27 protein-coding genes are annotated in these 23,183 nt (G+C 47.7%); 7 read left to right on the top strand and 20 right to left on the bottom strand.

From position 1 onward, the window contains the following. Nucleotides 1-79: 79 nt before the first annotated feature. The 5 genes from smpB to D5S11_RS02185 form a co-directional block, all read right to left on the bottom strand. Nucleotides 80-550: an SsrA-binding protein gene (gene smpB / locus D5S11_RS02205; RefSeq protein ID WP_003151688.1), complete on the bottom strand. Its 471-nt coding sequence runs from the start codon at nucleotides 548-550 to the stop codon at nucleotides 80-82. Between the two features lie 139 nt (nucleotides 551-689). Beyond that, nucleotides 690-3,023, bottom strand: coding sequence for a ribonuclease R (gene rnr, locus D5S11_RS02200; protein ID WP_031378334.1), 2,334 nt, complete (start codon nucleotides 3,021-3,023; stop codon nucleotides 690-692). 18 nt (nucleotides 3,024-3,041) lie between these two features. Next, entirely contained in the window at nucleotides 3,042-3,782 is a 741-nt protein-coding gene (locus D5S11_RS02195; protein WP_007409986.1) for an alpha/beta hydrolase, read from the bottom strand. Between the two features lie 118 nt (nucleotides 3,783-3,900). Then, nucleotides 3,901-4,131: a preprotein translocase subunit SecG gene (gene secG / locus D5S11_RS02190; RefSeq protein ID WP_003151681.1), complete on the bottom strand. Its 231-nt coding sequence runs from the start codon at nucleotides 4,129-4,131 to the stop codon at nucleotides 3,901-3,903. 123 nt (nucleotides 4,132-4,254) lie between these two features. Continuing rightward, the gene (locus D5S11_RS02185; protein WP_087920807.1) at nucleotides 4,255-4,440 is read right to left on the bottom strand and encodes a helix-turn-helix domain-containing protein; all 186 of its coding nucleotides are present in this window, start codon (nucleotides 4,438-4,440) and stop codon (nucleotides 4,255-4,257) included. 195 nt (nucleotides 4,441-4,635) lie between these two features. Between D5S11_RS02185 and rghR the strand changes: the two genes are divergently transcribed. From rghR to D5S11_RS02170, 3 genes are all read left to right on the top strand, one after another. Then, entirely contained in the window at nucleotides 4,636-5,046 is a 411-nt protein-coding gene (gene rghR / locus D5S11_RS02180; protein WP_007409985.1) for a transcriptional repressor RghR, read from the top strand. A 24-nt stretch (nucleotides 5,047-5,070) separates the two neighbouring features. Then, complete coding sequence (locus tag D5S11_RS02175; protein ID WP_003151674.1) at nucleotides 5,071-5,502, top strand: helix-turn-helix domain-containing protein; 432 nt, start codon at nucleotides 5,071-5,073, stop codon at nucleotides 5,500-5,502. An 81-nt stretch (nucleotides 5,503-5,583) separates the two neighbouring features. Continuing rightward, nucleotides 5,584-5,901, top strand: a complete 318-nt coding sequence (locus D5S11_RS02170; RefSeq protein ID WP_003151672.1) for a catDE operon transcriptional regulator CatR — start codon at nucleotides 5,584-5,586, stop codon at nucleotides 5,899-5,901. Between the two features lie 84 nt (nucleotides 5,902-5,985). Here D5S11_RS02170 and D5S11_RS02165 read toward each other — a convergent pair whose 3' ends face one another. The 9 genes from D5S11_RS02165 to D5S11_RS02125 all read right to left on the bottom strand — a co-directional run bounded on the left by D5S11_RS02165 (nucleotide 5,986) and on the right by D5S11_RS02125 (nucleotide 13,830). After that, nucleotides 5,986-7,389: a sensor histidine kinase gene (locus D5S11_RS02165; protein WP_020956352.1), complete on the bottom strand. Its 1,404-nt coding sequence runs from the start codon at nucleotides 7,387-7,389 to the stop codon at nucleotides 5,986-5,988. After that, the gene (locus tag D5S11_RS02160; RefSeq protein WP_007613820.1) at nucleotides 7,380-8,042 is read right to left on the bottom strand and encodes a response regulator transcription factor; all 663 of its coding nucleotides are present in this window, start codon (nucleotides 8,040-8,042) and stop codon (nucleotides 7,380-7,382) included. The genes D5S11_RS02165 and D5S11_RS02160 overlap by 10 nt, the downstream gene beginning before the upstream one ends. Before the next feature lie 21 nt (nucleotides 8,043-8,063). Then, complete coding sequence (locus D5S11_RS02155) at nucleotides 8,064-8,834, bottom strand: lantibiotic immunity ABC transporter MutG family permease subunit (protein WP_020956353.1); 771 nt, start codon at nucleotides 8,832-8,834, stop codon at nucleotides 8,064-8,066. Beyond that, the gene (locus D5S11_RS02150) at nucleotides 8,831-9,565 is read right to left on the bottom strand and encodes a lantibiotic immunity ABC transporter MutE/EpiE family permease subunit (protein WP_015240599.1); all 735 of its coding nucleotides are present in this window, start codon (nucleotides 9,563-9,565) and stop codon (nucleotides 8,831-8,833) included. The genes D5S11_RS02155 and D5S11_RS02150 overlap by 4 nt, the downstream gene beginning before the upstream one ends. Then, a complete protein-coding gene (locus D5S11_RS02145; protein WP_003151665.1) occupies nucleotides 9,562-10,275 on the bottom strand; it encodes a lantibiotic protection ABC transporter ATP-binding protein in 714 nt (237 codons plus the stop codon). The genes D5S11_RS02150 and D5S11_RS02145 overlap by 4 nt, the downstream gene beginning before the upstream one ends. A gap of 111 nt (nucleotides 10,276-10,386) precedes the next feature. Then, nucleotides 10,387-11,064 carry an ABC transporter permease gene (locus D5S11_RS02140; protein ID WP_042635496.1) on the bottom strand — a complete coding sequence of 226 codons (678 nt, stop codon included), beginning with the start codon at nucleotides 11,062-11,064 and terminating at the stop codon, nucleotides 10,387-10,389. A gap of 18 nt (nucleotides 11,065-11,082) precedes the next feature. After that, nucleotides 11,083-12,000, bottom strand: a complete 918-nt coding sequence (locus D5S11_RS02135) for an osmoprotectant ABC transporter substrate-binding protein (protein WP_108724724.1) — start codon at nucleotides 11,998-12,000, stop codon at nucleotides 11,083-11,085. 14 nt (nucleotides 12,001-12,014) lie between these two features. After that, nucleotides 12,015-12,668: an ABC transporter permease gene (locus D5S11_RS02130; RefSeq protein WP_007409977.1), complete on the bottom strand. Its 654-nt coding sequence runs from the start codon at nucleotides 12,666-12,668 to the stop codon at nucleotides 12,015-12,017. Between the two features lie 16 nt (nucleotides 12,669-12,684). Beyond that, entirely contained in the window at nucleotides 12,685-13,830 is a 1,146-nt protein-coding gene (locus D5S11_RS02125; RefSeq protein ID WP_007409976.1) for a betaine/proline/choline family ABC transporter ATP-binding protein, read from the bottom strand. Between the two features lie 285 nt (nucleotides 13,831-14,115). Here D5S11_RS02125 and D5S11_RS02120 point away from each other — a divergent pair, with 285 nt between their 5' ends. Continuing rightward, nucleotides 14,116-14,649, top strand: a complete 534-nt coding sequence (locus D5S11_RS02120) for a GbsR/MarR family transcriptional regulator (protein ID WP_003151660.1) — start codon at nucleotides 14,116-14,118, stop codon at nucleotides 14,647-14,649. A gap of 33 nt (nucleotides 14,650-14,682) precedes the next feature. Here the strand turns inward: D5S11_RS02120 and opuCD are convergent, their stop codons facing one another. From opuCD to opuCA, 4 genes are read right to left on the bottom strand one after another with little or no spacing between them, the layout of a single operon-like run. Next, nucleotides 14,683-15,357 carry a glycine betaine/carnitine/choline/choline sulfate ABC transporter permease OpuCD gene (opuCD, locus tag D5S11_RS02115; protein WP_012118473.1) on the bottom strand — a complete coding sequence of 225 codons (675 nt, stop codon included), beginning with the start codon at nucleotides 15,355-15,357 and terminating at the stop codon, nucleotides 14,683-14,685. Nucleotides 15,358-15,374: 17 nt separating this feature from the next. Next, a complete protein-coding gene (gene opuCC, locus D5S11_RS02110) occupies nucleotides 15,375-16,268 on the bottom strand; it encodes an osmoprotectant ABC transporter substrate-binding lipoprotein OpuCC (protein WP_087920808.1) in 894 nt (297 codons plus the stop codon). A 37-nt stretch (nucleotides 16,269-16,305) separates the two neighbouring features. Continuing rightward, the gene (locus D5S11_RS02105) at nucleotides 16,306-16,959 is read right to left on the bottom strand and encodes an ABC transporter permease (protein ID WP_003151654.1); all 654 of its coding nucleotides are present in this window, start codon (nucleotides 16,957-16,959) and stop codon (nucleotides 16,306-16,308) included. A 20-nt stretch (nucleotides 16,960-16,979) separates the two neighbouring features. Next, a complete protein-coding gene (gene opuCA / locus D5S11_RS02100) occupies nucleotides 16,980-18,119 on the bottom strand; it encodes an osmoprotectant ABC transporter ATP-binding protein OpuCA (protein WP_003151651.1) in 1,140 nt (379 codons plus the stop codon). Nucleotides 18,120-18,379: 260 nt separating this feature from the next. Here opuCA and D5S11_RS02095 point away from each other — a divergent pair, with 260 nt between their 5' ends. Then, complete coding sequence (locus D5S11_RS02095) at nucleotides 18,380-18,937, top strand: GbsR/MarR family transcriptional regulator (RefSeq protein WP_007409974.1); 558 nt, start codon at nucleotides 18,380-18,382, stop codon at nucleotides 18,935-18,937. 20 nt (nucleotides 18,938-18,957) lie between these two features. Here the strand turns inward: D5S11_RS02095 and D5S11_RS02090 are convergent, their stop codons facing one another. Beyond that, nucleotides 18,958-19,590, bottom strand: a complete 633-nt coding sequence (locus D5S11_RS02090; protein WP_007409973.1) for an NAAT family transporter — start codon at nucleotides 19,588-19,590, stop codon at nucleotides 18,958-18,960. A gap of 438 nt (nucleotides 19,591-20,028) precedes the next feature. Here D5S11_RS02090 and D5S11_RS02085 point away from each other — a divergent pair, with 438 nt between their 5' ends. Then, complete coding sequence (locus D5S11_RS02085; protein ID WP_032869650.1) at nucleotides 20,029-20,739, top strand: hypothetical protein; 711 nt, start codon at nucleotides 20,029-20,031, stop codon at nucleotides 20,737-20,739. Nucleotides 20,740-20,779: 40 nt separating this feature from the next. Here the strand turns inward: D5S11_RS02085 and D5S11_RS02080 are convergent, their stop codons facing one another. Beyond that, on the bottom strand, nucleotides 20,780-22,570 hold the full coding sequence (locus D5S11_RS02080) for a zinc ribbon domain-containing protein (protein WP_015240608.1): 1,791 nt from the start codon (nucleotides 22,568-22,570) through the stop codon (nucleotides 20,780-20,782). 131 nt (nucleotides 22,571-22,701) lie between these two features. On the opposite strand from D5S11_RS02080, the gene D5S11_RS02075 reads away from it, so the two are divergent. After that, complete coding sequence (locus tag D5S11_RS02075; protein ID WP_007409969.1) at nucleotides 22,702-23,163, top strand: GNAT family N-acetyltransferase; 462 nt, start codon at nucleotides 22,702-22,704, stop codon at nucleotides 23,161-23,163. The last annotated feature ends 20 nt before the right edge of the window (nucleotides 23,164-23,183 follow it).

The following is a 23,183-nucleotide window of genomic DNA, read 5'->3' as shown; positions in this document are numbered from 1 at the left end:
AATGTCTTCAATAAACAGCCTGTGAATTTGATGTGTGAACAGTATAGCATACGGCAGTTATCACATCAAGGCTCAGGCATCAGAAGCCTTTTTGTCTGTCTCTGAACGCTCTTTCGATTTCTCTTTTGGCGTCTTTTCGTTTTAAATCTTCACGTTTATCGTATGTTTTCTTCCCTTTTCCGAGGCCGATTAGCACTTTGGCAAAGCCGTTTTTCAAATACAGCTTCAGCGGCACGAGGGAATAGCCTTTCTCTTTTGTCAGGCCGATCAGCTTATTGATTTCTTTCCTGTGCATCAAAAGCTTTCTCGTCCGGAGCGGGTCGTGGTTATAGCGGTTTCCCTGCTCGTACGGGCTGATGTGCATGTTGTGGAGGAACACTTCGCCGCGCTCGATTTTCGCAAAGGAATCCTTCATGTTTACGCGGCCGGCGCGGATGGACTTAATCTCTGTTCCCTGCAGCACGATGCCTGTTTCATAGGTTTCTTCTATAAAGTAATCATGGTTTGCTTTTTTGTTTTGCGATAATACTTTGCCTGATCCTTTTGGCATGCCTTATCCTCCTCTCTCCGCAAAAACCGTTCATGTGTGCGATACGCTTTATTTTAGCAAATGGAGCGTTCCGCGACAATGAAAATGCGGCTTGCGAAAGAAAGCAAACAGAGCATTTTGCCCCATTTGCTTTTCGCATTTACTTCTTCTTTTTGCGTTTTTGTTTCGGCGCGTTTTGGAAACCGCGTTTTTTCTTTTTCTTCTTTGGTTTTGTAAACCATTCTCCTTTTTCCTCCGATTTCGGCGGTGAAGCCGGGGTATTGCTGTTTAACACGCGTTTCCGCGCCGGTCTGCCGCGTTTTCTGCGGTCGCCTGTCGTTTCTCTCGGACGGCGGGTGCCTTTCATGCCGACAATTTCAAAGTCGATGTTTCTCTCATCTTTATTGACGTCGACGACTTTGACCGTGATTTCGTCTCCGATCCGGTAAACGTTGCCCGTGCGTTCGCCGATCATGGCGAAATGCTGCTCGTCAAAACGGTAATAATCATCCGTCATAAAGCTGACGTGCACAAGACCTTCAATCGTATTCGGCAGCTCGACAAACATTCCGAAATTCGTGACGGAACTGATCATGCCGTCAAATTCCTCGCCGATTTTATCAAGCATATATTCCGCTTTTTTCAGATCGTCCGTTTCCCGCTCTGCATCAACGGCGCGCCGTTCCATCGTTGACGTATGGTCAGCGATTTCCGGAAGGCGTTCGGCCCACTTTTCTTGAGTCGCTTCGTCCGATTGTCCGTTGATCAAATACGTTCTGATCAGCCTGTGAACGATTAAGTCAGGATAACGGCGGATCGGCGATGTGAAGTGCGTATAAAATTCAGTCGCCAGCCCGAAATGGCCCAGGCTTTGCGGGTCGTATTTCGCCTGCTTCATGGAACGGAGCATGACGGTTGAAATCACCGTTTCTTCCGGACGGTCCCGCACTTCATCAAGAATGCTTTGCAGCGCGCGCGGATGAATGTCTCCGGCTTTTCCTTTGACGATATAACCGAATGTCGTGACGAACTCCAAGAACTTTTGCAGTTTTTCGGCGTTCGGCTCTTCGTGAATCCGGTAAATAAACGGCACGTTCATCCAATGGAAGTGCTCGGCCACCGTTTCGTTTGCGACAAGCATGAATTCTTCAATCAGCTTTTCCGCTACTGAGCGCTCTCTGATGACGACGTCTTTAACGGCGCCTTCCTCATCGACGAGCACTTTCGCCTCTTTGAAATCAAAATCCACGGCGCCGCGGTCCATCCGTTTCGCCCGGAGAATTTCGGCCAGACGTTCCATGTCTTTAAACATCGGGACGAGCGGCTCATATCTTTCTTTCAGCTCGGCGTCGTCTTCTGTGAGGATCTGGTTGACATCTGAATAGGTCATTCTTTCCGTCGTTTTAATGACGCTTTGGAAGATCTCGTGCTCTGTCACCTGGCCCTGCTGGTTGATTGTCATTTCGCAGGAAAGCGTCAGCCGGTCGACCTTCGGATTTAAAGAACAGATTCCGTTAGACAGTCTGTGCGGAATCATCGGAATGACCCGGTCAACCAAGTACACGCTTGTCCCTCTTTCCAGCGCTTCTTTGTCAATCGGGGAATTCTCCGTGACGTAATGGCTGACGTCGGCAATATGGACGCCGAGCTTGTAGCTGCCGTTATCAAGCTTTGTCACGGTGACCGCGTCATCCAGATCCTTCGCATCCGCGCCGTCAATGGTGACAATGACCTGATCGCGGAGATCACGGCGGTCTTTGATGTCTTTTTCATCGATGGTATCGGGCGTGCTTGTTGCCTGCTCCATCGCTTCAGCCGGAAAATCTCCCGGCAGGCCGTGCTTATGGATAATTGATAAAATATCGATGCCCGGATCATTTTTATGGCCGAGTATTTCAACGATTTCTCCTTCGGCGTTCATTCTGCCTTCAGGGTAGCTTGTCAGTTTGACGACGACTTTATGGCCTTCCGCAGCGCCGTTATTGGCATGTTTCGGAATAAAAATATCACTCGTGATTTTCTTATCATCCGGGATGACAAAGCCGAAGCTTTTCGTTTCTGTGTATGTGCCCACGACGCGGTCGATGCTTCTTTCCAAGATGCGGATGACCGTGCCTTCCTGTCTCGATCCGCTTGACTGGGAATTGAGCCGCACCATGACGATATCGCCGTTCATGGCCGTATTCAGCTCATTCGGCGGAATAAACACATCGCTTAAAGAGGTATCCTCCGGCAATAGAAACGCGAATCCCTTTGCATGCGCGGAAATTTTTCCTTTTACTAAATTCATTTTTTCCGGAAGCCCGTAGCGGTTGCTTCTGGTGCGGACGATCTGTCCCGTCTCCTCGAGCGCCACCAGCGCTTTTACCAGCTCTTTAAATTCATCTGCTTCCGTGATGTTCAGCATCTCCTCGAGTTCCTGAACGGTAAGGGGCTTGTACGCCTCTTCCTTCATAAACGCGAGAAGACGGTCCATAAACGCTTCTTTTTCCATTATTCGACCTCCTGTTTGTTACCAATCGAGTTTCTCTAAAAATTCGTACACATCCTGATGAACGAGGTCCCGTTCTTTATCGAGCGTAATGACATGACCTGATTCTTCATACCATTTCAGCTGTTTGTCGTCCGTTTCCACCTCGTTGTAAATGATGTTCGCACTTTCTGTATTAATCATATGGTCATGCCGTGCCTGAACCACAAATGTCGGGGAATAGATCATGTCGACGTTTTTGCGCACATCGGCAATCAGCTCCTGAAGCGATTTGAGCGTATTCATCGGTGTTTTTTCAAACTCCTTCATTTCCTTTTCAATCTGCTCCGGCTGTTTTCCTTCGAATTTTTTATAATTGCGCGCGTAGGAGAGAACTCCTTCGTACATAACCTCTTCACTTTTAATGTGCATCGGCGCACACATAGGAACAATTCCCTTTATGGGTACAGTGTAACCCAATTTCAATGAAAAAACCCCGCCAAGCGACAGTCCGCAGGCCGCAATGTTTTCATAGCCTTCAGACCGTAAATATTCATAACCGTCCATGACGTCTTTCCACCAATCTTCAGGCCCCGTATGTACCAGTTCTTCCGGCGGAACGCCGTGCCCTTTATATTGAGGCGCGTGACAAGTGTAGCCGCGCTCATTCAAGTAGCGGCCGAGCATTCTGACGTCTGCCGTATTTCCCGTAAATCCGTGCAGCAGAAGCACCGCTTTGTCTCCGCCTTTAAATGTAAATGGTTTTGGTGTCACAATTTTCATGCTCATAACCCCTTTTTTGCACATTCAATTTAGTTTTCCACAGTTTTGCGAGAAACAAACGCCGTCTCTCAACAAGAAAAAGGCCTGATATTAAATCAGACCTTATACAAACATTGCCTTATACGATATACGCCAGCGAAATCGTCAACACGAAAAACAAGACTGCCAGCACAACGGTTGTGCGGTGAAGAATCAGATCAAGGCCCCTTGCTTTCTGTTTTCCGAAAAGCTGCTCCGCCCCGCCTGAAATTGCACCCGATAAACCGGCGCTTTTGCTGGTTTGAAGCAATACGACAATAATAAGTGCAATACTGACGATGACCAATAAGGTAATCAATAATGTGTGCATCCCATACACCTCCAGACTGACTGGCCTACATTGCTTCTATTTTACATGAAAAACAAAGGCATGTCACGCCGTATCGGTGCACATCATGTCAGAAAAACGGAAATGCGTTTGAATCTTCCATCATCATTGACTTTTGTCAACAAAGTCGTAGTAAAAAAGATCTTCAAATTTCATGTCAAAGTAATAGAGCATTTTTCCGATGACCAGCTGGCCCGGCCTCCGCTCTCCATTCAGTACACGGCTCAGTGTGGCGGGAGATATTCCGATCTCCAGGGCGAGCTGGTTTAACGAGTAGTCATTATTGACCATATACTGCAGCACATAATCTCTTCTGATCTGTATCTTTTCGACCACTTTCTTCACCTTCCGTTCTGTCAAATACTTTCTTTCTTATACATAAGATACGGCTTTTGTTAACTTTTGTCAATACTTTTCCAGCCTGGCTATTCCCTTTAGTCAATAAACATACTAGAATATAAATAGACCGCGGGAGGGGGAGAGACTGTGGAAAGCTTCGGGAAACAATTGCGGACATTGCGGGAAAAAAGGCATCTGACAGTGAACCAGCTTGCAACGTATTCAGGCGTCAGCGCCGCGGGAATCTCGCGGATTGAAAACGGCAAACGCGGGGTGCCGAAACCTGCAACCATTAAAAAGCTCGCAGATGCGTTAAAAATCCCGTATGAGGAACTGATGAAGACGGCGGGATACATAGAGACCGTCCAGGAAACGAGAGCCCCGTACGACACGGGCTGCACCTTGCTGGAAAAAGCCGAAACGTATGAGCTGCATGATTTATCCCTATTGGAGCGGGAGAACTGGCGGCACCTGTCGAAAGAAGACTTGGTTCTGCTTGATAAATACTTTGCGTTCTTATCGGCTGAAGCCAAAAAAAGAACAAATGAAGACTCATGACTTTGCACATGTGAGGCGATCTTATTGAACACATTCGGAAAGCAATTAAGAGAGCTGCGCCGCGCCCGGAAGCTTACCGTCAATCAGCTTGCCGTCTATTCCGGCGTCAGCTCGGCGACCATTTCCAGAATTGAAAACGGGCACCGCGGCATTCCTAAACCCGCGACCATCCGAAAATTGGCGGACACATTAAAAATTCCGTACGAGGAGTTAATGGCGCGGGCCGGACACATCAAGGCATTTCAGGAAGAAATCCGCGAAACCTCCGAAAGCTATCAATCCATCTGCGCCATCTATCAGACCGCCGTTGACAGAGGCGCGGAGCATCTGCCGCTGTTTGACAGCAAAAAGTGGCAGCACTTCACAAAAGAAGATATTGAAAGCGTCAGCAAATACTTTGATTTTATCGCGGCTGAAGCGAAAAAGCGCTCCCCGGATTCCTCATCCTCTTTTTGATCCTCTCCTCAACTTAACAAGCGCCAGACGTACGTTCCCTCCGATTTTGCGGTATAATAGCAGAAGACGAGGTGAAAAAGCATGAACCAATCAGAAATGTGCCCCAGATTCGAAAAAGCGGTCGACATCCTAAGTAAACGCTGGGTGGCTCTAATCGTCTTTCAGTTATTGAACGGACAGCAGCGATTTAGCGAAATTGAAGCGGCGCTTCCGAATTTAAGCGGAAGAGTCTTGTCAGAACGTCTGAAAGAACTTGAAACAGAAGGTGTCATCAAACGGGATGTTATCCCCGAAACGCCTGTCCGCATTGAGTATTCTTTAACGGAAAAAGGCTGCGCATTAGCCCCTATTTTAGAGGAAATTTCCAAGTGGTCTTCAACATGGATTGATCCTTCCTGATAAACTCTTTTCCGCATAAGCGGCTGATCTCTCAAACGGACAGCCGTTTTTATTTTTGCTTTTCTTAAACAGAAAAACAAGCCCTCAGGCGTGCAGGGCTTGTTTTTGTCTGACGCCTTCCAGCGGAATTCGAATCTCCGCCCGGGCTCCTCCAGACTCCTGATTTTCAAGTATTAATTCGCCGTGGTGAAGATGTACGACATGATGGGCGAATGTAAGCCCCATGCCGTGATGCCCCGCCGAATGTCTGCTTTTATCCTCCGTGTAAAAAAGCTGTGTCGCTCTTTTCAGCGCTTCCGGCGAGAACCCGCTTCCGCTGTCGGATACGGCGAGATGGAGGGCGGAATCGGTGCACAGGACGTCCACACGGATTTCCCCTCCTTCCGGCGTATAGTCGACGGCATTTGCCGCGATATTCATGACCGCCCTGTGGAGCAGCTCATGATCGATCGGCGCTTCTTTTCTGTCAATTCCCCGTTCGCTGAGGACGAGATCAATCTGTTTCGGCCCCGCAAGCGCCGCCGCGTCACGATATATGTTTTGAATCCACTCTTTGAGGTCGGTATATTCCACATGAACGGCAACTGCCTCCTCCGCTTTAGAAAGCTGGATCAGCTGTCCGACATAATGCTCGATTTTGTTTCCGGCATCCAGAATATACTGCGCATATTCCGCCTGCTCCTCATCAGGCTCTGTTAACTGAAGCAGTTCGGCATTTCCTTTAATGATCGTTGCCGGAATTTTAATATCATGCGCAAGCGCGCCGATTTGTTCTTTCTTTATCCGCTCCGCCTCCCATTGCGCCGCCAGAGATGCCTGAAGCGCGTCTTTCATTTTCAGCAGAGAGTCAATGACATCGTCAAATTCTTTTATACGCGACCTTTTTGGATTGATATTTAAATTCTGTTTTTGAATGCTTGCCGTAATGGAGCTGAGTGTGCTGAAATGCCGTCTCAGCTGATTGGCGAAACGCGTCGTCACAATAAAAACGGTCAAAAGAAGCAAAGTGATCAGAATCGTAAGACCCGTCCATTCATAATTCGGCAGATAGCGCCTTAACAGCGGCGACTGAAATTCCGACCTGAGTGAATATTGGAGAACGCCGTATTCATCTTTCCGATTTATCACCATGAATCCTTTTTGAGCATAATTAAAATACGGCTGATGCTGAATCTTTTTTCTCGCGTTGGCCGCATCTTGTTCCGTCATCGTTCCTTTTGTCATCCGCTTTGTTTTTTTATCAAAAACGGCGTATGTCATACCTGCGGGGATCATGTCTTCTGTTATCTTTTCCGCTGATTTCAGGCGGGGTTTGATCTGTTCCGCCTCATGCTCGCTGTAGTTTGCGGGCAGGATCGCTCCGGCATTCATAGCAATGGCATTTAAGGCGACACATAATGCCGCCACCCCCATCGTGCTCAGACACAGTGTGATCGTAAATTTGACAAGCTCTTTGCGGATGCTGGATTTTCCTTTTGCTATTCCCATTTGTATCCGACACCCCACACCGTTTTGATCGGATCAGCCCCGTGTTCTTTACATTTTTTCCGGATGGTTCTGATAAACTCCGTAATGGTTGAATAGAGCGCATCGCCGTCCAAGCCGTACACTTCCTCGTAAATCTGCTCCCGTGAGAATGTTCTGTTTTTATGCTGTGCCAGACATTCAACGATTTTATATTCGTTTTTCGTAAGAGGCAGTTTCCGGTCATCAATCCATACTTCTTTATTGTCAAAATCAAACATGAAGCCTGATATCAGCCGTTTCGTCTGATGCTTTTCCCGCCGTTCCCTTCTGACATGCGCGTTTACCCTTGCCATCAATTCCTGTACGCCGAACGGCTTTGTGATGTAATCATCAGCGCCTGTCATGAGGCCTTTCACAATGGATTCTTCGTCAGACTTTGCCGTTAAAAACAGGATCGGGCTGTCCACCAGCGGCCGAATCCGCCGGCAGAGTTCAATCCCGTCCGTTCCGGGCATCATGACATCAAGAAGAATCAAATCATAGCCTTGAAAAAAATCCAATGACTGATCCTCCGCTTTTTCCAGAATCGTTACTGTATGCTGATCACGCTGTAAAATGTTTCTGATCAGAACGAGAATATCTTTTTCATCATCAATTGCTAAAATGTTTGCCACCGGCCGAATCGCTCCTTGCCTTTATTCATATGAACGCCGCCCTTCCCATCTTCTGCACCAATAGAGGCCGGCCAGACATAATATCACTATAGAAAAATATAACATTATTTCTCCGAATCTCATATCGTATCTTACATAAGGGAGGAACTCTTTTTTGACTTTGTCAAAATGCAGCAGTCCTGCAAGGCCTGAAAGCCGCACGCTCCATGCCCACGGAAAAAAACGCCAGATGGTATCGCCAAGTCCCGTATTCATGAGCGCCGCCATTAATAATCCCGCACCCCCCAAAAGCCCGGACGGTCCCATGCCGTACTTTATGCCGACAAAAAAAGACATCATATAAAGCGGAATACTGCCGGCAATCAGCCACGCCCCTCCTTTTAAAAAGAGAAGATACGGGAGATCATTGATGTGAAGAACAAATTTCATCCCCGCCAAATAAAGACAGATGGCGAGACCTGCCGATAACACATTCAATAGGAGCAGCAAAAGCAGCTTGCCCGCAAAACTGATGATTTTAGAATGCGGAACCGCCAGCATCATCTGAAAATGGCCCGCCTGTTCCTCAACCGAGGCAGACATGCCGCAGACAATACTGATGATTAAAGGGTATAAAACGGCAATCGCACTGAAAAACACACTGTACAGCATATAAGGCTCCTGAACCCTTCCATACATATACAACAGGAAAAATCCCGCGCATAAAACCGGCGCCGCAGCATGCATCCATATGAGCGGCGTACGCTTCATTTTTAATACATCGGCCCACATATATCGTAAAAGCACGGTCATGACCGGTTTCCCCCTTTTGAAAAAGACACGGCGGAAACAAAACTTACCGCGATAAAAGAAAGAATAGAAAGAATAATAGCCGGAATGATCACGTTTCCGTTTAATAAGCCGCTGTTTGCAGGAAGCGGAATTCCGTTCGGATGGATCCCGAGAATCGGTGACATCAGCCGGACTGACCAGCTCCATGGACTCAGCCACCACAATGAGCCTGACGCCGGCACAATGCCTAAAACAAAGGCGGCGATCATATTCATGAGGATCACTGCCGTAAACCCGAACTGTCTGGCAATCCATAAGCAGAACGGAATTTCCCAAAGCGTAGACAGCCACAGAAGGGAGCTTGCTTCAATACCTTTCAGCTGAACCGCAGCAATTGCCGGAAACACAAGGCCAAGAAAAAACATGATGACTAAAAAGACGATTTGCGACAGGAGTGAATACAGCGCGATCAAGCTTATTTTTGAGAACCATATGCTCTTCAAGTCAGCCGGCAGTGAGTACACCGCACGGTCATTCGCTGATTTTTTCTCTTTTTTAACAGATAAACCGCACATTAGAGCAATCATGAGCGGCATGAAAATAACCGCCCACCAATTGAACGTGCCCGTCATAAAATAGGCGGCATTCAGCAGAAAAGAAAAAGCCGTGTTCAGAAGCGGGATAAGAATGATCAGCTTTCTGATAAATGTTCTTTTAGATGTAAGATGTTCCGCCTGCATGTACTGAATCATTTCCCAGTCCCCGCTTTCTCCCGTGTTGATTTGACAACCTCCAGAAACAGCCGCTCCAGATCGTCTTCCCGGCTGATTTCTCCCTGATATCCTAAAACGCCGTCACTGATGATTCCGATATGGTCTGCGATCTGCTCGACTTCTGATAACAGGTGGCTAGATAAAATAACCGTCATTCCCTGTCCGGGCAGAGAGCGGATAAATTCCCGCAAATCCTGAATTCCCATCGGGTCCAATCCGTTTGTCGGCTCATCAAGAATTAAGAGCGACGGACGGTTTAATAATGCTAACGCAATGCCGAGACGCTGCTTCATTCCCATAGAAAATTGTCCGGCGCGCTTTTTTCCGGTTCCCGTTAATCCCGTGATTTCCAGCACTTCCGCAATTCTTGAATCAGGCAGTCCGAGCATCACGCAGCGGACTTTCAGATTTTCAGCGGCTGTCAGGTTGCTGTAAAGCGGCGGCGCTTCAATCAGGGAACCGATGCTTTTCAAATCTTCGCGCTTCCATGTATGTCCGTCGAACAGAACCTCGCCGGATGTTTGCTGCAGCATGCCGGTCAATATTTTAAGTGTCGTTGATTTTCCCGCGCCGTTCGGACCGAGCAGGCCGTATATACTGTTGCGTTTTACTGATAGAGACACATCAGCCACTGCCTGTTGTCTGCCGAATGATTTTTGCAGCTGTCTCGTTTCTATGATGTTGCTCATTTGATTACCCCTCTGCTTTGTTATTTGATAAGTAAGACTTTACAGCGCAGTTATCAAAATTTAATCAAGAAATCAAAAAAAAGCATCCTTCACGCGGAAGAATGCTTTTTTTCATGAGGCTGAGCGTACGATCAGCTTTCTTTTTTGTTTTTTCACCGGGCTGAGGGCTCGTTCCAGCCACGCCATCAGCAGGTCTGCGGCTACCGCCATCAGCGCGGTCGGGATGGCGCCCGCCAAAATAATGGCGGTTCCGTTTGTCGCGTTCGACCCTCTGACGATCATATCGCCGAGGCCGCCCGCCCCGACGAAGGTGCCGATCGCCGTGATGCCGATCGCAATGACGAGCGCCGTTCGGAGACCCGCCATAATGACGGAAAGCGCAAGCGGCAGCTCCACCATACGAAGGATTTGGTATTTCGTCATGCCCATCGCTTTTCCCGACTCGAGATAAGCGTGCTCGATATTGATAATGCCCGTGTGCGTATTTCTGAGAATCGGCAGCAGTGAATACAAAAACAAAGCCGTGATGACCGTATTGGCGCCGAGTCCCATGACGAGCATCAGGACGGCGAGCATCGCAAGCGCCGGAACGGTTTGAATCACGTTCGCCACAGCAAACACCCAGCCGGCGAGACGCCCGTGCCTTGCTGTCACAATTCCGGCCGGAATGGCGAAAATGGCGGCGAAAACGACGCCGTACGCCGACATGAGAAAGTGCCGCCAGCACTCATACAGAACATAACTGCCGTTTTGAGCATAATACGTAAACAGCTCCTTCATCGTGTCCATCCGCACATCTCCTTTCCGTTATTCAAAGTAATGATGTTTTTCTAAATATTCCTTGGCCACGACGGACGGCTCTTTTAATCGGCCGTCAACTTCGTAATTCATTTTCTGCATCATCTTTGTATCAATCGCGCCGATCATTTTATTGATCACGCCCTCCAGTTCGGGATGCTCTTTTAATACTTGATCCGGAACGACGGGTGAACAGTCATACGGAGGAAAGAACCGCTTATCATCCTTCAGCGTTTTCAGTCCGTAAGCGATGATTCTTCCGTCGGTGGAATAAGCGAGCGCGATATCCATCTTTCTGCTTTTCAGGGCGTCGTAAACAAGGCCGATCTGCATCGGATACGTGCCTTCAAATGACATTCCGTATGTGTTCATAAAATCCTGATATCCGTTGCCTCTCAGCTTCATCCAGTAGTTATCGACGCCGAATTTCAGATGAGACGCTTCTTTTTTGACATCGGATACCGATTCTAAATGATACTTGCGGGCAAGCTGTCCGGAAACGGTAAAGACGTATGTATTATCAAAGCCGTAAGAATCAAACCATTTCATGTCATATCTGTTTTGAAATTCACGCTGAACGAGCCGCAGCGCTTTGTCCGGGTCTTTTTCCGGCTCCATGCGAAGCGTGCCCGTCAGCGCGTCTCCTGTATAGCGCGTCGCGGCGATATCAATATCAGCGTTGATCAAGGACTGCTGCTGTACGGCATTGGAGCCGAGATTTTTAATAACCGTTGTCTTCAACCCGCTGTGATGTTCGATCATCTGTCCGAGCATGCTCGCGATGATTTCTGATTCGGTCATGCTTTGCGCGCCGATTTTAATGGTGTCCTCCGATGCGGCGCTCAATCCCGGGAGCGAGCATCCGCCAAGGAGCAGCATGCCGATACAGGCGATTGCGAGCAGCCGTTTTTTGCATCTATTCCCCATGAGAGACCTCCTCCTTATGAAGCGTCCTTTATGCTTTTCAGCCCGTCAGGCGTGACTTTCCGTTCTGTCATCCCCAGCATGTAATCGACGGCTGCCGCCAGCACTGTGACCGGAACGGCGCCTGCGATAATATACTCCGGCTGATAAAGGTTCAAGCCGATAAAAATGTAATCTCCCAGCCCGCCTCCGCCGATAAAGGAGGCGAGCGTCGCCCAGCCGATTAAATAAATCGAAGACGTCCTGATGCCCGCCATGATGACAGGAGCGGCAAGCGGGAGTTCTACAAGCCTGATCTGCTCCCATGCCGTCATGCCGATTCCTTTTCCCGATTCCAGAAGATGCCGATTGACGCCGAGAATCCCCGTATACGTGTTTCTGAGAATCGGCAGCATGGAATAGAAAAACAGCGCCGCAACGGCCGGGATCTTTCCTACGCCTAAAAGCGGAATAAAAAACGCAAGAATGGCAAGGCTCGGCAAGGTTTGAATGATGTTGACGATGCCGATGACGGCGCCGGCTCCTCTTTTCATCCTCGTCAGCAGGACGCCGAGCGGAACGGCGGCGAGAATGCCCGCCATGACGGCGATTAATGAGATGTACAGATGCTCCCATGTTTTATAAAGCATCTCTCCTCCATTTGCCTGTAAAAATTGCACGGTCTGATTCATATCAATTGAAGCCTCCTCATGACATCACCGCGAGCTGATTCTCTTCTCCCCAGATGGAGTCATAGACGATGTCAACGAGGCTTGTCCTTGTCACGATTCCCGTTAGCCGGCCGGCTTCATCAAGGACCGGCACAAATTTTATGCCTCTTTTTAAAATTTTATGGACGGCGTCGCGAAGCAGAGTGCCGCTTCTGACCGTGTACAGATCCCGCTCAAGCACTTCCGCGACGGTTACCGCTTGTCTTCGTTTGCGGTCAATCATCTCCACATCGACATAACCTTGGAGAACGTTCTTTTCATCAATGACGAGCAGCGAATCCACCCGCTCGGCACGCATCAGCTGAATGGCGGCTGACAGTGTTTTCTCAGGTGTTACCGTCACGGGATCGGGATTCATGATCTGTTCCACCCGTTCAATATCAGGGCTGGATGATTGGATCAGCCGTTCCTTGCCGATAAACTCCTCAACAAATTCATTCGCCGGAAATCTGAGAATCTCATCAGGCGTTCCGGCCTGGACGATTTCTCCCGCCTTCAGAATGACGATTCTGTCCGCAAGCTTGATGGCTTCGTCCATATCATGGGTAACAAATACGATGGTTTTATGTAAGGTTTTTTGCAGTTTTTTAAATTCTTCCTGAAGGGAATCTCTCGTAATCGGGTCAAGTGCCCCGAACGGTTCATCCATTAAGATGAGCGGCGGCTCTGCGGCAAGTGCCCGTAATACACCTATTCGCTGCTGCTGTCCTCCGCTCAGTTCATGAGGGTAACGGTCTAAATATTCAGGCCCCATATCAACGAGCTTTAAAAGCTCCCGCGCCCGTTCCTTCCGTTTTTCGGCAGGATGCTTTAAAAGCTTCGGAACGAGCGTAATGTTCTGCTGAATGGTCATATGCGGAAACAGCCCGATCTGCTGGATGACATAGCCGATGCTTCTTCTGAGTTCCACCGGGTCTTGTTCCATAATGTTTCGGCCCTCTATCAGGATTCTGCCTTCTGTCGGTTCAATTAAGCGGTTGATCATTTTCATCGTCGTCGTTTTGCCGCAGCCGCTCGGCCCGATAAAACAAATAAATTCGCCTTTGGCGATATTCAGGTTGATGCTGTTGACGGCTTTTTTCCCGCCTTTATACATTTTCGAGACATTTTCTAATGTCAGCAAACACTCACACCTCCACGATTAAGTTTATTCAATTCGTTAAATTCAAATTTAACTTTTCAGACAATTGAACGTTTTCCATTATAAATTAAACTTTGTAAATTAAAAAGTTTACAATTTGTCCATATTATATATAAAGGTTGTGTAAGCACTGATTAACCCGTATTGACCGGCAAAGTTCTTCTTATTGCTCCGGATTACTGCCAAATTCTCTCGGAAGAGCATTTCCGCCGGTTTAAAAATGTGGTATATTGACATCGGAATTGCTGACTGAAAGGATTGAAACTGTTGGAGAAAGATCCGTTACACGTAATCGAACAAGCTGAAGATCATTTGATAGAACGAATCGCTGAAAATATGCATACATTCGGAATGCCCGCGACGGTGGGGCGCATTTTAGGCATTATTTATATGAACCGCAAGCCGATGACCTTAACTGAATTATCAGAAGCGACCGGCATGAGCAAGACGAGAATGAGTCAGGCGGTCCGTGAAATGCTTGACGTCAATCTGGCGGAAAAAGTGTTTGAAAAAGGCGTCCGCAAAGATTTATACGACGTCGAGCAGGATTATTACCAAACCTTTATTACGCTGTTTACGGCCACATGGAGCAAGGTCGTCAGCAAAAATAAAATGATGCATAAAAAGCTGAACCGCGAACTGACAGCCGTCCTTGAAAACGGCGTGCCGGAAGAAGCTGAGGAAAAAATCAACGAACTGCTGAAAGAATTAAAGGATTGGCTAGATTACTACAATTGGATCAGCCGTCTGATCGAGTTTTTTGAAAGCGAAGAAATTTTCAAGCATGTTCCGAAGCCATAAGAAAAAAACGCCCTGACCCGCAAGGCGTTTTTTTCATGCCGCATTCGGCGCTTTGGTTCGTTTTTTCTTTCTCACCGGACTCAGCGCCCGCTCCAGCCATGCCATCACAAGATCTGCGATAACGGCCATCAGCGCTGTCGGAATGGCGCCGGCCAAAATAATCGCGGTTCCGTTCGTGGCGTTTGAGCCCCTGACAATAATGTCACCGAGTCCGCCCGCGCCGACAAACGTACCGATTGCCGTAATGCCGATCGCGATGACGAGCGCCGTCCGCAGCCCCGCCATGATGACGGAAAGCGCAAGCGGCAGCTCCACCATGCGGAGCACCTGAAATTTGGTCATGCCCATCGCTTTTCCCGATTCAAGATAAGCGTGTTCAATGCTGGCGATGCCCGTGTACGTATTCCGGATGATCGGAAGAAGCGAATATAAAAACAGCGACAATATCACCGTATTGGCGCCGAGCCCCATGACGAGCATCAGCACCGCAAGCATCGCAAGCGCCGGCACGGTCTGAATCACGTTTGTCACCGCGAATACCCAGCCGCTTAATGTTCTGTGCCTGGCAATGAAGATGCCGAGCGGAACCCCGACGATCGCCGCAAATAAAACGCCGTATACCGACATGAGAAAATGGCGGTAAAACTCCTGAAGCACATAGGCGCCGTTTTGAGAATAATAAGTGCCGAGCTGCTGCAGCACTTCCATTTGCCCCACCTCATTTCTTATTCAAAATAATGATGTTTCTCCAAAAATTCTTTAGCGACGACGGACGGTTCTTTCAGCTTGCCGTCCACCTCGTAATTCAATTCCTGCATCGTTTCCGTATCGATTTTGCCGATCAGTTTATTCACAATGCCCTTCAGTTCAGGATGCTGCTTCAGCACGCTGTCGGGAATGACCGGCGAACAGTCATACGGCGGGAAAAACTGCTTGTCGTCTTTTAAAATTTTTAGATCGTACGCTTTGATCCGTCCGTCCGTTGAATAAGCGAGGACGGCGTCCATTTTCCCGTTTTTCACGGCATCGTATACAAGTCCGATCTGCATCGGATAGGTTGTGCCGAATTCAAAGCCGTACGTGTCGGTAAAGCCTTTATAGCCGTCACCTTTTCTTTTCAGCCACGCATTGTCTACACCGAGCTTAAATTGATCCGCATGCTTCTTAATATCGGACACTTTGTCTAAATGGTCTTTTTCCGCAAGCTCTTTCGTGACGGTAAAAGCGTATGTGTTCTCAAATCCGTAAGAATCAAACCATTTGTAATGGAAGCGTTTCTCAAATTCTTTCTGTACGATGGATAATGCTTTTTTCGGGTCTTTTTCCGCTTCCATGCCGAGGGTGCTCGTTAAATCCGTTCCCGAGTAGCGCGTCGCGGCGATATCGATTTCACCGCCGAGCATCGCTTGCTGCTGGACATAGTTCGATCCGAGGTTTTTAATTAATGCCGTATTCAAGTCTGTATTGTGCTCAATCATCTGTGCGATCATATTGGCGATAATTTCTGATTCCGTCATGCTTTGCGCCCCGATTTTGATCGTATCATCGGAAGCCCCGCTCAGGCCGGGAAGGGAACAGCCGCCTAGAAGCAGAGCAGCTGACAGCGCCAGTGCGCACATCCATCTCTTTTGGTTTCTTTTCAAAACAGCCAACTCCTTATGATACTTCCTTCAGTCCTTTCAGCCCTTTCGGCGTCACCTTCCGTTCCGTCGCCGCTAGCAGATAATCAATGATAATGGCTAAAATGGTGACCGGCACGGCGCCGCCGATAATATATTCAGGCTGATAGAGATTCAGGCCGATAAAAATATAGTCTCCGAGCCCGCCGCCCCCGATAAAGGAAGCAAGCGTCGCCCAGCCGATCAGATAAATGGTGGATGTGCGGATGCCCGCCATGATCACCGGAACCGCAAGCGGCAGTTCCACAAGCCTGATCTGCTCCCAGACCGTCATGCCGATGCCTTTTCCCGATTCCAGCAGATTTTTGTTTACGCCTTGAATGCCGGTATACGTGTTCCGGAGAATCGGCAGCACCGAATAGAAAAACAGCGCGACGATCGCGGGCACCTTTCCCACGCCTAACAGCGGGATAAAAAACGCCAGTATCGCGAGACTCGGCAAGGTCTGCACAATGTTGACGGCGCCGATGACGGCGCCTGCGCCCTTTTTCATTCTCGTAAGCGCCACTCCGAGCGGAACGGCGACGACAATGCCTAATATGACGGCGATGATCGAAATGTATAAATGCTCCCACGTTTTATATAACAGTTCTCCGCCGTTCGTCTGCAAAAACTTGATCATTTCATTCATTGTAAGCGTTCCTCCCCTTGTCAGCCTGTCACCAGCTGGTCTTCCTCACCCCAGATTGAATCGTAAACGATGTCGACAAGGCTCGCTCTCGTGACAATTCCGACTAAATGCCTTTGTTCATCAACGACGGGTACATATTTCATTCCGCGCTTTAAAATTTTGCGTACGGTATCGCGCAGCAGTGTCCCCTGCTCGACTGTATACAGATCAGAGCGGAGCACGTCGCCGACAAGGCTCGCTTTTTTCCGGTTCTGATCAATGATTTCGACATCAACATATCCTTGCAGCACATTCAGGTCATCAACGACAAGCAGGGAATCGACACGGTGTTCCCGCATCACCTGTATCGCCTGCGAAAGCGTTTTGTCCGCCGTAACGGTGACAGGCTTTTTGTTCATCATCTGCTCGACGCGTTCAATATCCGGTCTTGATTGCAATAACCGTTCTTTGCCGATAAATTCTTCGACAAACTCATTAGCCGGATTCCGGAGAATGTCATCAGGAGTGCCGGCCTGAACGATCTCTCCCGCTTTTAAAATGACGATCCGGTCAGCCAGCTTAATGGCTTCATCCATATCGTGGGTTACAAAGACAATCGTTTTATTCAATGTTCTTTGCAGTTTTTTGAATTCTTCTTGAAGGGAATCCCGCGTAATCGGATCAAGCGCTCCGAACGGTTCATCCATAAGAATAAGAGGCGGTTCCGCTGCAAGGGCGCGCAGCACGCCGATTCTCTGCTGCTGTCCCCCGCTCAGCTCGTGAGGATAGCGGTCTAAATATTCCGGGCCCATATCGACGAGCTTCAAAAGCTCCCGCGCCCGTTCCTTCCGCTTTTGTTCCGGCCATTTCAGCAGTTTCGGCACGAGGGAAATGTTCTGCTGAATGGTCATATGAGGGAAAAGTCCGATCTGCTGAATGACGTAGCCGATTTTCCGTCTCAGCTCCACCGGGTCCTGCTCCATAATGTTTTCGCCATCGATAAAAATCTTTCCGGATGACGGCTCAATCAGTCTGTTAATCATTTTCATCGTCGTCGTTTTTCCGCAGCCGCTCGGCCCGATAAAACAAATAAATTCGCCTTTTTCGATATTTAAATCAATGCTGTTGACAGCTTTTTTTCCGCCTTTATAGACTTTTGATACATTTTCTAATCTCAGCAATCCGTGCACCTCCGAAGGGTTCCGTTATTTTTCTGAAAAGTATAATCTTTATTATAAGATGAAATTTGTAAAATAAAAAGTTTACAATGTGTTGAAATTATATACAATATACGTATTTTTTCATGTTATCCCGCTGACAATGCGGATGTTCTTACAATCGCTCCCGATAGCTCGCATATCCTGCCGCATCATCTTTTTCATCAACTGTAAAAAATATGATATATTGTCAGCATGAAAAGCCAGTGAAGGGATGATCAGCCGTGGAAAAAAACGCTCTTGATATCATCGGGCATGCTGAAGAGCATCTCATTGAGAGAATCGCCGAGAATATGCATACATTCGGAATGCCGGCCACACTGGGACGTGTGCTCGGTATTATTTATATGAACCGCAAGCCGATGACGTTAAATGAGCTGTCAGAGGCGACCGGGATGAGCAAAACGAGGATGAGCCAGGTGGTCCGCGAAATGACCGATGTCAATCTGGCTGAAAAAGTGTTTGAAAAAGGCGTTCGGAAAGACCTTTATGACGTGGAGCGTGATTATTACCAGACGTTTATCTCCCTGTTTACGGCAAATTGGACAAAGGCGGTCAGCAAAAACAAAATGCTCTATAAAAAGCTGAACCGCGAGCTGACTGAGCTTCTGGAATCGGAAAATCTCAGTCCCGATATTGAAGAAAAAGCCCGTCAGCTTTTGGATGAACTGACGGATTGGCTCCATTATTATGACTGGCTGAGCCGTTTGATAGAATTTTTTGAGAGTGAAGAAGTGTTTCAGCATGTGCCGAAAATAGAAAAAAGCAGCACCCGAAGATAACCGGGCGCTGCTTTTTTAAGTCAGGAAACCAATATCGGGAACATGCCTTTCAGACCGGCGCCGATCATGCCGATGGCCACCACCGCCAAAATCAGCCCCATCAGTCGGGTAATGACGTTCATTTCGGTTTTCCCGAGCTTATTGCTGATGAAAGATGAATAGTGAAAGAAGATGAACGTCATCGCGATGACGGCCGCAATGCCGATAAGCACGCTGATGTAATGGAAGATGCCGCCATGGCCGGCCGACAGACTCATCACCGTCGCGATCGTACCGGGTCCGGCGATAATCGGAATCGACAAAGGCGTCACAGATATATCGGCTTTCTCCTTGCTCTCCCCTTTCTCTTCATGATGGAGAGACTGTACATGAGATTTCTTCGCGTTCAGAAGATTATAAGCGATGCCGAAAATAAAAATGCCGCCCGCGATACGTAAGGCATGAATGTTAATGTCAAACAGTTTAAAGATCAGATGGCCGAAGATTAAAAAAGCCGCCAAGATGATAAACGACAGCACGGAAGCCTTGCGCGCGATCGCTGTCCGTTCTTTCTCCGAGTACCCTTCCGTCAGTGAAAGGAAAATCGGCACGTTTCCGATGGGATTGGAGACTGCAAACAGTGAAATGAAGACATGAATGATGAATGAAAACATGCGTACCTCCTTATGACTTGCCGTTATTGAGTTATGTTTTGTTCTCCGCTGTTTCTTATGCATGGTTTTTACCCCGGGGTCTGCTTTTTATAACCTCAGCCGGACGATCCGGAAACAGAAAAAAACCGTCCTTGTAAGGACGGTTTTTTCTGTTTGCTATCTCCATAAGCCTTTTCCGAATTTTAACAGCCGATAAAGCATTTTCAATTTTTTTAGCATGCGTTAATTTCCTTTTTCACTCTGAATCAATGCGCCGAGAGACATGATATCTATCAGCTCCAATAAAATTCTACCATAAAGGGTACTTTTTCTCTATTATCAATTCATAGAGAAGGTGATTTGTATATCTTTAGAAAACTCCGTTACATCCGTCCTATTTTCTTTTATAATGTAAATATTGAACAAAATCCCTATATTACTTGTAAAAGGAGTTTTAGAATGTATTGTTCTCAATGCGGCCATCATACTGATGGCGGAAAATTTTGTGAAAAGTGCGGGGCGCCCCAGCCCGGGCAGGGAGGCGCAGGTCAAACGCAAGGCCAGGCCGCTCAGGCCGGCGCCGCGGCTAAGCAGGCTTCAAAGCAATTTGCCTTATTCGTGCTTGATGTGTTAAAGCGACCGTATCAAACATGTAAAACGACAGGCGGCGAACAGCTTGTCAGCAGCATCATCAACATGGTGCTTTTCTGCCTGGTGACGCCGGTTATGTTTTATATTCTCTTATCAGACGGCTTTCGTGACGTCAGTTTTACCGCGGTTGTGATCAAGCCGGCGCTTACCTTTGCATTATGCGTTTTTTGCCTGTATCTCTTGATTTTTATCGCTTTGAAGGCCGGCGGCGCCCAGGTGTCATTTAAAGATTCGCTGTCCAGATTCGGGGCATTTTTGATTCCGTTTACAGCTATTTTGCTTCTTGCCCTCATTTTTATGCTGCTTCATACAACCGTTTGCTTCACCATTCTGGCTGTCGGTCTTTTAGGAGCGGCGTTTGCCGTGCCTCCGCTCATGCTGGCGAGCTATCAGCATCAGCTCACTACTAAGGCGGATATCATTTATTCTGTTATCGTCATCTATTTGATCATTTGCGTAACGTTTCAATTCACGATCAAGCATTATATAAAAGAACTCATGAATTATTTCTTCTTTTAAAAACGGAAACCCCCGCCGCCTGATTGGCGCGGGGGTTTTTTTATTGAATGGATGTTAAATAAATTCTTCCGTCTTTAACAACGCCGCCATACGTCCAATTGTATGTTCTGAGCTTCGGACTGCCGCCGGCTTTCGTAATATAAAACTCCTCGTACGTGTGAATCGTCAGATGAGAGCCTTTCTGTGAAAAGCTTTTGACATTCACTTCATTAAATACTTCGGTCGTCCCCTCGCTGTGCAGTTTTTTGACCAGTTTCTGCTGATCAGCATACAAAGGGCTTCCCTCTTCTAAATTACCCGCCATGATGGCAAAATTGTTAAGGCTGACGGCGCTTGATTGATTTGTCAGGTAATCAGTCATAAACGATGTGACTTGCTCGTTTGTCACGCTGCCTGAAGCTGTGTTTCCTTTGGAAGATGCCCATGCGGATGTATAGGTTTTCGGCTGGTCGTTTTTTATTTTTTTTACATTTGTCCCAGAAGAATCTGAGGCAGGGTCAGCTTTTTCGAAAACCCATTTTTTATGTTTTGTATCATATGAGAGTACATAGTGAAAGCTCGGCTCAGCCTCTTCCATATCAGGCTTCGTATTCCCGTCGAAATAAGCAGACTCATGAAGCTCTTTACCCGTAACAGTTACTTGCCAGCGGCCGTTCTCTTGAGAAATCGCAAATGAATCCAGATCAAAGCTTGTCTCTTTATACTGATCCTTCAAAAAGGTGCCGGAACTCTTCATGCCGGATACCACTTCTTTCGTCTGCTCTTTCCAGGCGGAACCAGCCTCGGTCATCTGATCGGTATTTCCGTCTGCCATCGCTTTTGTATACTGCTTCGTTGTTTTGACAATCGTGTCCATGATTGTTTGCTGTGTATCTTGATCCGGGATAAGCGTTAAGTCCACATCAGTACTGTTGATCGGGACATCGGCAGTTTTCATTTTCCCCCAAGGAAAATCAGCCTCCACGGCGGCTGTCATGGAACCGTCAGTTAAGAGCGGACCATATGTAACGGATGTAAACGGATCTTTATGGACGGACTTGCCGTTTATCAGCAGATCGCCTTTCGCGCTTTTGAAGCTATCTGCCGGAGTGAATGTCACATCCTCGGCGTCTAACGGCAGGTCAAACTCAACATTCCGGCTTCCGGCCGCCTCTGCCTCTTGCTTTTTGACAACGTCAACCGTCTCATTTTTAAGCTTGGCTTCCGCCGTGTAGACACCAGGTGCATACGGGCCGAAGATTTGGGTTTCATCGGCTTTTTTGACCGTACCTGTTTTCTCGCTGTTGATATAAAGATCGGCGCCTTTATAATTGCTTGTGACGCGGAAATAAACCGGATCGACTTTCAGTTCGTAATGGTCAAACAAAAGAAGGGTTTTTCCCTCTTTTTTGACATATACCGCATCTGTTTCTGATGAATTGCCGCGAAGCGCTGCCAGCAGTTCATCGTGTTTCTTTGCGTATGCAAGGAGCGGTTTGACATTGGTCTCATTCAGCTTCAGTTTTTTGTCTGAAGGAGTGAGCAGGGCTGCGAGCTTTTTCGTGTCCCCGTCATGAACCGCCTGTTCGAATTGATCCGTGAGCCTTTTTTCAGATGTCAGCCAGGCTCCGGTTTTATATGCGGCAATCAATAAGATCAGCGCTGCGGCAATGCCGCCCCACATGAAGAGCGTTTTTTTAGGGATCGGCTTTCTCATTTGTGAAGCAGATTCAGCCGCTTTTACAGCCGCCTGCCGCTCCAGCCGGCTTCCTTTCCCGATCGGTTTTCCGCATTCTTTACAGAAATGCGCTTCTTCATTGTTCTGCTGGCCGCAATGCTTACAAAAAAACATGACTTTCCTCCTATTCAATCTGCAAAACTTGTATAACTTTTCCTATGTTTCATATTTTATAATAAAGTAGAATGATTTTGGAGTTATTTTGAAAAATAGCTGTCGATCATAACGGAGGAGGAGAAACAGACATGCAAAAACTGAGCATCCGAAAAGCCGCGGAGCCGGATGAAGCGCTGTATGAACTATTGCTGCTGGCCGATCCGTCGAAAGAGATTGTCGATGATTATCTTGTAAGAGGAGAATGCTATACGGCTTGGACGTCAGACGAGCTTGCAGGGGTTTACGTTTTATTGCAAACAAGGCCTAAAACGATAGAAATCGTAAACATCGCGGTAAAAGAATCGCTGCAGAACAGGGGATTCGGAAAACAGCTGGTGCGGGATGCCATTGAAAAAGCGAGACAATCGGGAGCTGACACGATTGAAATCGGCACCGGAAATTCCAGTATTCATCAGCTGTCACTCTATCAAAAATGCGGATTCCGCATTCAGGCTGTCGACCATGATTTTTTTATCAGACATTATGATGAAGACATTTTTGAAAACGGCATTCAATGCCGGGATATGATACGGCTTTATTTGGATTTATGATAAAAAGGGCGCCGGCTGAC

The sequence above is a fragment of the Bacillus sp. L75 genome, assembly GCF_003676355.1.
Classification (GTDB): domain Bacteria; phylum Bacillota; class Bacilli; order Bacillales; family Bacillaceae; genus Bacillus; species Bacillus velezensis.
Note: the sequence above shows the minus strand (reverse complement) of the source record. Positions and strands in the feature narration are given on the sequence as shown.

Coding starts and splice junctions, on each gene's coding strand:
- secG (WP_003151681.1), bottom strand. CDS start 4,131: ATGCACACATTATTGATTACCTTATTGGTCATCGTCAGTATTGCACTT.
- D5S11_RS02090 (WP_007409973.1), bottom strand. CDS start 19,590: ATGTTTTCATTCATCATTCATGTCTTCATTTCACTGTTTGCAGTCTCC.
- D5S11_RS02145 (WP_003151665.1), bottom strand. CDS start 10,275: ATGAGCAACATCATAGAAACGAGACAGCTGCAAAAATCATTCGGCAGA.
- D5S11_RS02155 (WP_020956353.1), bottom strand. CDS start 8,834: ATGACCGTGCTTTTACGATATATGTGGGCCGATGTATTAAAAATGAAG.
- D5S11_RS02130 (WP_007409977.1), bottom strand. CDS start 12,668: ATGAATCAGACCGTGCAATTTTTACAGGCAAATGGAGGAGAGATGCTT.
- D5S11_RS02185 (WP_087920807.1), bottom strand. CDS start 4,440: ATGGTCAATAATGACTACTCGTTAAACCAGCTCGCCCTGGAGATCGGA.
- opuCD (WP_012118473.1), bottom strand. CDS start 15,357: ATGGAAGTGCTGCAGCAGCTCGGCACTTATTATTCTCAAAACGGCGCC.
- smpB (WP_003151688.1), bottom strand. CDS start 550: ATGCCAAAAGGATCAGGCAAAGTATTATCGCAAAACAAAAAAGCAAAC.
- D5S11_RS02135 (WP_108724724.1), bottom strand. CDS start 12,000: ATGGGGAATAGATGCAAAAAACGGCTGCTCGCAATCGCCTGTATCGGC.
- D5S11_RS02140 (WP_042635496.1), bottom strand. CDS start 11,064: ATGGACACGATGAAGGAGCTGTTTACGTATTATGCTCAAAACGGCAGT.
- D5S11_RS02075 (WP_007409969.1), top strand. CDS start 22,702: ATGCAAAAACTGAGCATCCGAAAAGCCGCGGAGCCGGATGAAGCGCTG.
- D5S11_RS02165 (WP_020956352.1), bottom strand. CDS start 7,389: ATGGGAATAGCAAAAGGAAAATCCAGCATCCGCAAAGAGCTTGTCAAA.
- D5S11_RS02085 (WP_032869650.1), top strand. CDS start 20,029: ATGTATTGTTCTCAATGCGGCCATCATACTGATGGCGGAAAATTTTGT.
- D5S11_RS02195 (WP_007409986.1), bottom strand. CDS start 3,782: ATGAAAATTGTGACACCAAAACCATTTACATTTAAAGGCGGAGACAAA.
- D5S11_RS02150 (WP_015240599.1), bottom strand. CDS start 9,565: ATGATTCAGTACATGCAGGCGGAACATCTTACATCTAAAAGAACATTT.
- D5S11_RS02170 (WP_003151672.1), top strand. CDS start 5,584: ATGAACCAATCAGAAATGTGCCCCAGATTCGAAAAAGCGGTCGACATC.
- rnr (WP_031378334.1), bottom strand. CDS start 3,023: ATGGAAAAAGAAGCGTTTATGGACCGTCTTCTCGCGTTTATGAAGGAA.
- D5S11_RS02080 (WP_015240608.1), bottom strand. CDS start 22,570: ATGTTTTTTTGTAAGCATTGCGGCCAGCAGAACAATGAAGAAGCGCAT.
- D5S11_RS02105 (WP_003151654.1), bottom strand. CDS start 16,959: ATGAATGAAATGATCAAGTTTTTGCAGACGAACGGCGGAGAACTGTTA.
- opuCC (WP_087920808.1), bottom strand. CDS start 16,268: ATGTGCGCACTGGCGCTGTCAGCTGCTCTGCTTCTAGGCGGCTGTTCC.